Source organism: Streptomyces sp. ISL-11 (assembly GCF_018614525.1).
Taxonomy (GTDB): domain Bacteria; phylum Actinomycetota; class Actinomycetes; order Streptomycetales; family Streptomycetaceae; genus Streptomyces.
The window spans coordinates 1-9,177 of record NZ_JAGGOL010000210.1 but is presented as its reverse complement, the minus strand read 5'-3'; the positions used below and the strand labels follow the sequence as shown (position 1 = coordinate 9,177).

General features: G+C 73.3%; 7 protein-coding genes and 1 pseudogene. All 8 read right to left on the bottom strand.

From position 1 onward, the window contains the following. Positions 1–472: pseudogene (locus tag J7E86_RS31480) on the bottom strand (hypothetical protein); the annotation flags it as partial. Next, entirely contained in the window at positions 469–2,088 is a 1,620-nt protein-coding gene (locus J7E86_RS30185; RefSeq protein WP_215086002.1) for a DUF3492 domain-containing protein, read from the bottom strand. The gene J7E86_RS30185 and the pseudogene J7E86_RS31480, both read right to left, overlap by 4 nt. A gap of 159 nt (positions 2,089–2,247) precedes the next feature. Further along, a complete protein-coding gene (locus J7E86_RS30180; protein WP_215086001.1) occupies positions 2,248–3,870 on the bottom strand; it encodes an ABC transporter ATP-binding protein in 1,623 nt (540 codons plus the stop codon). Then, the gene (locus J7E86_RS30175; RefSeq protein ID WP_215086000.1) at positions 3,867–4,856 is read right to left on the bottom strand and encodes an ABC transporter permease; all 990 of its coding nucleotides are present in this window, start codon (positions 4,854–4,856) and stop codon (positions 3,867–3,869) included. Before J7E86_RS30175 ends, J7E86_RS30180 begins: the two co-directional genes overlap by 4 nt. After that, positions 4,853–5,854 (bottom strand): ABC transporter permease, encoded by a 1,002-nt coding sequence (locus tag J7E86_RS30170; RefSeq protein ID WP_215085999.1) that lies wholly within the window; start codon positions 5,852–5,854, stop codon positions 4,853–4,855. The genes J7E86_RS30175 and J7E86_RS30170 overlap by 4 nt, the downstream gene beginning before the upstream one ends. Beyond that, positions 5,851–7,572 (bottom strand): ABC transporter substrate-binding protein, encoded by a 1,722-nt coding sequence (locus tag J7E86_RS30165; RefSeq protein WP_215085998.1) that lies wholly within the window; start codon positions 7,570–7,572, stop codon positions 5,851–5,853. Before J7E86_RS30165 ends, J7E86_RS30170 begins: the two co-directional genes overlap by 4 nt. 182 nt (positions 7,573–7,754) lie before the next feature. Next, on the bottom strand, positions 7,755–7,847 hold the full coding sequence (locus tag J7E86_RS32165; RefSeq protein ID WP_324614722.1) for an Ms4533A family Cys-rich leader peptide: 93 nt from the start codon (positions 7,845–7,847) through the stop codon (positions 7,755–7,757). Between the two features lie 118 nt (positions 7,848–7,965). Further along, the coding region (locus J7E86_RS30160) for a DUF3152 domain-containing protein (RefSeq protein ID WP_251019896.1) at positions 7,966–9,177 on the bottom strand (1,212 nt) is incomplete at its 5' end.

Genomic DNA, 9,177 nt, shown 5'->3' with positions numbered 1-9,177 from the left:
CGCAGAGCAGGGCGAGCGCGGTCGGCGCGGCGGCCGGGACGGCGCCGGGCAGGGCGGTTCCCGGGCCGCCGGCGAGGAGGGCGGCGAGCAGCCGGTCGCCGATGAGCCCGTACATCACCAGCCACAGTGCGCCGAGCCAACCGGCGGCCTCCCAGGGGCCGTACGCGCTCGGCGCGTACGTCTCCGCCTCGCGCCCGGCGCACGGCCGGGCGTCGGGCGCTGTCTCGTCGCGCCGCGCGCGGGCGTAGAGCTCCTCCGCCAGGGAGAACACGTCGCGGTGCCGGCACTCCGCCGCCACCCGGTCCGCGAGGCCGCGCGCCTCCAGCACGGCGGCGATCTCCAAGGGGTCCACGGCTCGCGCGCACAGCTCGCGGTGGCACTGCAGGAGCGCCTTCACCGGATCGGCCGGCGCGGCCGGGGGCGCCGGGGCTGTGGGTATGCCGGCGCTGCCGTCCCGCAGGGGTGTGCTCATGACCGGCCCGCCCAGGTCGGGGAGGTCGCGCGCGGCGACCAGGAGAGCGGCGGGTGGGATTCCGCCGCGTGGGAGAAGGGAACGGAGGGGTCACCGGTGTCGTGCCGCACCGGGGCGCGGGAGATGAGTTCGAGGTAGATGCCGCGGAACGCGGTCACATGCCGCTCCACGGTGAAGAGTTCGAGCGCGCGGGCCCGCGCGGCCGCGCCGAGCCGGGCACGCCGGCCGGGATCGCGCAGGAGGCCGAGGCAGGCGTCGGCGAGCGCGCGCGGGTCGCGCGGCGGGACGACCAGGCCCGTGCCGCCGATGACCTCCCGCACCGCGCCGGCGTCCTGCGACACCGTGGCCCGGCCGCAGAACATCGCCTCCACCAGCGGCAGCGGGAAGGCGTCCACGGCCGCCGCGAGGACGACGACGCTGCCCGCCGCATACGTCTCGGGGCGCACGGCCTCCTCGTAGGAGACCCCCTCGGGAGCCTCGGTACCGGGCAGCGGGGTGCCGACGACCCGCAGCCGCGCGACCGGCTCGGCCTCCCGCAGCGCGGCGAACGCCTCCCACAGCCACGGCTCGGCCCGGCCGCCCGCCCACACCAGCGTCCGGCCGTCGTCCGCGGGGGCGCCCGACGGCTCCTCCGCGCCCTCACCCACCGACTCGTACGGCCGCTCGTCCACCCCGGGGTGGACCGTGCGCACCCGCGCGCGGTCCGCTCCGCAGCGCTCCTGCCAGCGGCGTACGTGCGCGTCGCCGGGGGTGATGAGGTCGGCGCCGCCGTACACCTCGGCGGACAGCAGCCGGTGGAAGGCGGCGACCAGGGTCCGTACGGCCAGGGAGATGCCGGCCGCGCCGGCGGCGGAGCTGAGGTAGTGGGCCCGCAGCCGGACCTCGTACTCCGTGACGAGCAGCGGTGTACCGAAGAAGCGTTTGGCCAGCAGTCCCGGCAGGGCGGCGGGCCCGGCGGAGGTGGCATGGCACAGGTCGACACCGGCCAGCCCGCGGTCGCCCTCGGCGGCGCCGTACCAGTCCAGGGACAGCGGCCGCAGCGAGCGTTCCAGCAGGGCGGAGACGGCGAGGAGGTCGGCGACGCGGATGCCGTGGGCGGCGGGGTGTGCGCCCGGCGCCCGGCACGCCGCCTCCAGTGCGCGCAGGGCCTGTTCGGAGCGGAACGCGGCGCCGAGGCCGCCGGCCTCGCGGGCGAGGTCGGCGAGACCGTGGAGGGCGTCGGTGAAACGGTACGCCTGAGCACCGGCGGACCCGGCCGGCGCCACCTCGCCGTCCGTTCGGGCCGGCTCCGCCGCGCCGGGCGGCTCCATGGCGCAGATCGCCGCCGCCAGCTCGGAGAAGTGCTCACCGAACCGCTGTCTTTCGCGCCGTCCGTACGCGCCGTACGCGCGCCCTGTACCCCCTTCCGCAGGGTCGCCCCACAGCGGGGCCGTCCGTACGCGCCGCACCTGCTTCGGAAGGCCGTACCACCCGCCGCGCTCCTGGCGGGCGCACCGGCTCAGTGCGTAGACCTCGAAGTCGTGCTGGTCGAGCCCGCGGACGAGCTGGTCGCACCACTCGCCGCCCTCACCCGCCGCATATGGATACCCACCCTCCGTGAGGAGTCCCACGCGCACGCACGCACCCCCGTCTGTCCACTGTGGCCCCGGCAGCCGCCGAACGGCAGCGGGAGCACGCTATGCGCGGCGCCGTGTGGCGCGACGGACGGTTGTCCGTCGCGCCACCGGAAGGGGTGAACAGAAGTGACTTTCCCTGAGATGTGGCGTTGCTCCGCGCTATGCGGCGGCTTCCGCCTGTTCGAGCCGGGGCACGGCGGCCAGCAGGCCGCGCGTATAGGGGTGCTCGGGCCGCTCGTAGACGGCGTTCGCGTCGCCCTCCTCCACGATCCGGCCGTTCCTCATCACGACCAGCCGGTCGCTGACCTGCCGCACGACGGCGAGGTCGTGGGCGATGAAGACGAGCGCCAGGCCGAGGTCGCGCTGCAGCTCGCCGAGCAGGCGGACGACCTGCGCCTGCGTGGTGACGTCCAGCGCGGAGACCGGCTCGTCGCAGACGATCAGCCTGGGCTCGGGGGCCAGGGCGCGGGCGATGCCCACGCGCTGGCGCTGGCCGCCACTGAACTCGTGCGGATAGCGGTGGTACGCGCCGGGGTCGAGCCCCACGCGCTCCAGCAGCTCCCGGACCCGGGCGACGATCTCCGCCTCGTCCAGCCGGCCCGCGGCGCGCAGCGGGTCGGCGATGGACTCGCCGATGCTGCGGCGCGGGTTGAGCGAGGAGACGGGGTCCTGGAAGACCATCTGCAGCTCGCTGCGGAAGGACCGCAGTTCGCGCTCCTTCAGACCGCCGATCTCGCGCCCCCGGTAGCGCAGCTCGCCGCCGGAGGGCTCCAGCAGCCGCACCAGCAGCCGGCCGAGCGTCGTCTTGCCGCTGCCGGACTCGCCGACGACACCGACGGTCTCGCCGGCCCGGACGGTCAGGGAGACGTCGTCCACGGCGGTGACGGCCCGCTTGCCATGGCCGAACTCCCGGTAGAGGCCACGTGCTTCGAGGAGCACGGAGTCGTCACCCTTGGGCGCGGGGATTCCCTCGCGGCGGACGTTTACGCGCGGGACGGCCGCCAACAGGTCACGCGTGTAGGTCTCGCGCGGCGCGTCGAGCACCTCGCGCACCGGTCCGCGCTCGACGGCCCGCCCGTCCTTCATCACCAGCAGCTCGTCGACGTTGCCGGCCGCCACGCCCAGGTCGTGGGTGACGAGGATCAGGCCCATGCCCGTCTCCTCGCGCAGCTCGCCCAGGAGGCCGAGGATCTGGGCCTGGACGGTGACGTCGAGGGCGGTGGTGGGCTCGTCGGCGACGAGGAGGCGCGGTTCGCAGGCGAGCGCCATGGCGATCAGGGCGCGCTGGCGCATGCCGCCGCTGAACTCGTGCGGCCGCGAACGGGCCCGGCGGGCCGCGTCCGGGATGCCGACCCGGTCGAGGACCTCGACCGCGCGGGCGCGCGCGGCACGGCGTGAGGCGTCGCGCCGGTGGACGCGGTGGACCTCGGCGATCTGGTCGCCGATGGCCTGGTACGGGTCGAGCGAGGAGAGCGGGTCCTGGAAGACCATGGCCGCCACCCCGCCCCGCAGCCCCCGCAGTTCGGCCTCGCCGGCGGCGAGTACGTCGTGGCCGGCGACGGTGACCGAGCCGGAGACGTCGGCGCCGGTGCCCCGGTGCAGGCCGAGCAGGGCGTACGCGGCGGTGCTCTTCCCGGAGCCGGACTCGCCCACGATGCCGAGGGCACCGCCGGGGGCGAGCTCGAAGGAGAGCCCGTCGACGGCCCGCACGACGCCCTCCCCCGTGGGGAAGGCGATGGAGAGGCCGGCCACGGCGACCAGCGGCTGGGAGTCGGCGGTCATCGCAGGGCCACCCTTCGGTCGGCGACGGCGTACAGGACGTCCGCCACGATGTTGGCGAGCACGACGGCGGTGCCGGTGATCACCACGACGGCCACGACGACCGGGAGGTCGACGGTCTTCGTGGAGTTCACCAGCAGCTGGCCGATGCCGGGCAGGCCGAACATCATCTCGGTCAGCACCGCGCCGCCGAAGATCGACCCGAAGTCGGCTGCGGTCAGGGCGATGACCGGGGCCAGCGCGCCCCGCAGGGCGTGCCGCGCGACCAGCGACCGCTCGGGCACACCGTAGGCGCGGAAGGTACGGATGTGGTCCTCGGCCAGCGTCTCCAGCGTGGAGCTGCGGGTGAGGCGGGCGTACTTGGCGGATTCGAGCAGGCCGAGCGCCACCCAGGGCAGCAGCATGTTCCAGGCCCACTGCTCGGGGTCCTCGGTCAGCGGCACGTAGGACGGGAAGGGCAGCCACTCCAGGTACGTGCAGAAGACCATCAGCAGCACCAGCCCACTGATGAAGACCGGGGTGGCGGTGCCGGCGAGGGTGAGCCAGGTGAGGACCCGCTCGGTCGCCCCGCCGCGCCGCAGCGCGGACAGCAGACCGGTGCCGATGCCCACCACGAGCCAGACGACCATGGCGCCGACGGCCAGCGAGGCCGTGGCGGGCAGCCGCTCGACGAGCATGTCGGTGACCTGCTGGTTGTTCTGGTAGGACAGGCCGAAGCAGGGCGCGTCGCAGTGCAGCACGGCGGTGCCGGTGGAGTAGTCCTGTCCGGTGAACACTCCCTGCAGGAAGTGCCAGTACTGCAGCAGGAGGGGGTCGTCCAGCGAGAGCTGCTCGCGGACCTGCCGGATCTGCTCGGGGTTGCAGCGCGGGCCGCACGCCAGGCGCGCGGGGTCGCCGGGCGCGACGTAGAAGGTCATGTAGACAACGGCCGAGAGCACGAGGACGACGGCGACCGCGCCCAGCGCGCGGCGCAGGAAGTAGGTGGTCACGCCGTGCCTCCCGGACGGGACGTGCGGGACGCGCGCCCGCTCCTGCCGACCCGCAGCCGGGACGCCTCACGCGGGTCGAGCGCGACGCGCACCCCGTCGGCGAGCACGGTGAACGCGAGCGTGGTGACGAACAGCAGCAGGGCCGGCAGCAGTACGTACGCGGGGTCCGCACGGAACCATGTGGTGGCCGTCGAGAGCATCTGCCCCCAGGAGGGCGTCGGCGGCTTCACGCCCACGCCGAGGAAGGACATGCTCGCCTCGATGACGATGTTGCTCGGCAGCAGGATGGCCGCATAGGTGATCACGGGCGCGGCGAGCGCGGGCAGCAGCTCGCGCCGGGCGACCCGCCAGGACGAACCGCCGGTCAGCCGGGCGGCCGAGACGTAGTCGAGCTTCTTCAGGCTCAGTGTCTGACCGCGCACGAGCCGCGCCATGGGACCCCAGGCGAGCAGGCCGATGGCGAAGACGAGCAGCAGCGGCCGCGGGAAGTCCGCGGGCACGACGGCCATCAGCGCGATGGCGAAGACGAGCAGCGGCATCGCGACCATCACGTCGGTGAGGTGGCTGAGCGCGCTGTCGACGAGCCGGTTGCCGAGCGCGGCGGCCAGGCCCACCGCGAGGCCGATGAGCACCTGGACGACGGTGGCGCCGAGGGCGACGAGCAGGGAGACCCGGGCGCCGTAGAGGAGCCGTACGAACATGTCGCGGCCGGTGCCCGGTTCGACGCCGAGCCAGTGCTCGGCGCCGATGCCGCCGAAGTCCCCGAGCGGCACACCGCCGCGCGCGGAGTCGACGAGGGTGTCGTGGTAGCTGTTGGGGTCCTGGCCCTCCAACCCGGCCAGCAGGGGCGCGGCGAGGGCGAGCAGGACGAGCAGGCCCAGCACGGCGGCGGCCGCGAGCGCGGACTTGCGCGCTCTCAGCCGCCGCCACACCTGCCGGGCCCCGGAGGGGGGCGCGAGCCCCGCCTCCGGTTCCTGGGCGATGAGGAGATCCGTCACTTGACCGCGACCTGCGAGACGTCGAGGACACCGGTCCAGTCGCTGATGACGACGTTCTTGACGTCCTTGCCGTAGAGGCGCTTGTAGACCGGGTGGAAGAGCGGGACGGTCAGGGCCTGCTCACCGATCTTCCGGTCGAGGGCGCCCCAGCGCTCGGCGGCCGCGTCATGGTCGGTGATCTTGTTGATCTCGTCGATCTCCCCGTTCACCTCGGAGTCGTCGAGGCGGGCGGTGTTGAAGTTGCCGGCGCCTTCCTTGACGATCTGCCGGCCGTCGAATATCGGCGCGAGGAACGGGCCGCCGGAGGGCCAGTCGGCACCCCAGTGGGCGAGGAAGAGGTCCGGCTGCTTGTCGAGGCTGTGGACCTTCTCGTCGTAGTCGTTGGACTCCAGGCCCGCCAGCTTGACCTTGATCCCGGCCTCCTTGAGCGCGGCCTGGACGGCCGTCGCGATCTCGGGGCTGGTCTCGAAGTCCTGGGCGGTGGAGTGCGTCAGCGTGATCTCCAGGCCGTCCTCGTGACCGGCCTCCTTCAGCAGCTCCTTGGCCTTGGCCGCGTTGCCGGTCGCGCCCGCCGCGAAGTGGTCGTACGGCGTGAAGCCGAAGGACTTCTGCTGGGGCAGGAAGGTGGTCGCCGGCTCGGCGAGCGAGGAGCCGCCCGCCGCGTTCACCACGCTCGTGCGGTTGACGGCGTAGGAGATGGCCTCGCGCACCTTCGGGTCGTCGAAGGGCTTGGCCTTGGGGTTGAAGGCCAGGTAGTTGGTGTAGCCGAAGCGGCCGGTGCCGACCCGGTCGGCGAGCTTCTTGTCACCGGCGACCTGGGCGAGTTCGGCGGGGCCGAGGTTGGTGTCCGTGGTCACGGCGGCGGCGTCCGCGCCCTGGCCGGAGGACAGCCGCTGGTTGATGACCGCCGAGGAGAGGCCGGATTTGACCTCGATCCGGTCGGGGTAGGCGTGCCGCTGCTTGTCGGTCGCCTCGGACCAGTTGGTGTTGCGCTCCAGCACCATCTGCTCACCGTCGCCGGCGTTCTTCACGACCTTGTACGGGCCGGAGGAGACCGGGTGCTCCGCGTACCTGGCGCCGGTGTCCTTCGCCTTCGGCACGGGCGCGAACTGCGTGGAGGTGGCGTAGTAGGGGAAGTCGCCCTCGGACTTCTTCAGCCGGAAGACGATCGTCTTGTCGTCGGGCGTCTCGATCGAGTCGAGGCCCTTCTTCTCCTTGTACGGGCCTTGGTAGGTGTCGCCGCCGATCAGCCAGTCGCGCAGGTACGGGGCGCTGCCGGAGAGTTCGGCGGCGAACGAGCGCTCGACGCCGTACTTGATGTCGGCTGCGGTGATGGGCGAGCCGTCCTCGTACTTCAGCCCGTCCTTGAGCGTGAACGTCCAGGTCTTGGCGTCGTCGCTGGGCGTGCCGGTGGTGGTGGCGAGGTCGGGGACGACCTTGGTGCCCTCGGCGCCGTTCGCGCGGTTGCGGGTGGTGAGGGTGCGGTAGACGAGGGACGGGATGTTGCCACCGCCGGAGGTGTAGAGACGGGCCGGGTCGAACTGTTTCTGCGGCTGTCTGTTGAGGACGGTCAGGGTGCCGCCCTTCTTGGCGGCCGCGCCGTCGCCGCCCTTGGCGTCGCCGCCCTCCTCCGGGCCGCACGCCGCCGCGCCTCCGAGCAGGACCACACTGACGGCGGCCGCGGCCACACGGCGGGAAATGGCGGGAAGTTGATGCATGACGGAATCAGCCTTTCGCGGAAATGCGAGGTTCGCGGGGAATGCGAGGAGAGGGAAGGAGTGCGAGCACCCACGGAAGGCGGTTCGTCAAAGGCGCGCGACGGCGCGGGACCGCCCCCGGCGGACGCGACGCTGGTGCGCGAGGGCGCGCGGCGCGGAAGTACGCGGGGGAAAGGGCGGTCTCAGCGACAGAGGATGTCGGCGACTGCGTGCGCGGCCACGCCGATCAGCGCCAGCTCGAAGCCGGCGATCTCGGGGGCGTGGTGGTGCGACATGCGCAGAACATTGGACGAATTTTCGAGCCAAGGCAAAGTTGTCTCGCGATGAGAGACGAATCGTCCTGATCAGCGAGACATTCGATCTAGGTCCGGGCACGGCGCCCGGGCCGGTGGATCACCGCCCCGGGTACGGCCAGGGGTTCGGGCGGCAGGTCCTGCCGTCGGTCGTCAGGAACTTCGTCTGCTGCATCATCACCGGCGCCGGCGCGCCCTCCTTGGCGCAGCTCTCGTGGTCGTGCCCGAGGCGGTGGCCGACCTCATGGTTGATCAGCATCTGCCGGTAGGCGAGCATCCCGTCACCGTACGTCTGGGCGCCCTGCGCCCAGCGGTAGGCGTTGATCATGACCCGCTCGGTGGCCGCAGAGTCGCAGGAGACGTTGTCCTCGGTGGTGTCCAGGCCCGACTTGGCACACCAGTCGGCCGTCGTGCCGGGGGTGGCCAGGGTGATCACGAAGTCGGTGCGCCCGGAGGAGACGCGCTCGAAGGTGCGGGTGCCGTCGTGACCCCAGCTGCGGTCGTCGTTGAGCGTCCGCTGCACGGCCGTGGCGAACAGCCCGCCGTCGAGCGGCAGACCCTTCTCCACGTCAATGCGGTAGCGCAGTACTTCACCCTTGCCGGGCGCCTTGTCGTGACCGCCCACGGTCTGGAAGTCACCGGACCCGCCGGCCTTCTCGTCCAGCGGGTACTTCTTCGCCATCTTCTGGTCGTACGTGGCCGCGACGACGGCACCGCCGTTCGGCGTCGGCCGGCTGTCGGAGCGTGAGGCGGCGTCCGGTCTGTCGCGCTCGATGTCGGCGGAGCGCGCCTGCGCCTTGCTGTCCGAGCCGCCCTCGACCTGGCCCGCGACGATCACGGCCAGGACGGCGGTCACCACGGCGGCGGCCAGACCGGTCGCGGTGCGCGCCACGCCCTGGACGGGCTTGGCGGCGGCACGGGCGGCACGGCGCCGTCCGGACGCCAGCGGGCTCCGGGCAGCGGGCCGGGTGGCCTGCCCGGTCGCGGAGCCGGCGGTGGCGGGGTGCGCCCGACCGGTGCTCTCCGAGATGCCGGGCACCTGACCGGCGGGCACCTGGCTGCCGGGAGCGGCCGCGTCGGTCACGTGCCCGGGGGTCTCCTGGGCGGGGGCCGCCGGGGCTTCGGACGCCTGCGGAGCCGGCGCACGGCCGTCGGTCGCGGGCGCGCCGGATGCCTGGCCCGCGCCGGGGAGGGGCGTCTGACCCGTGCTCTCCCGCGTGCCGAACGCCTGCCAGTCGGTCCCGTCGGCGGCGGGCCCGTGCCCGTAGGGGTCCGCGACGGCGGCCTGCCCACTGTCCACCCGCGTCCCGGG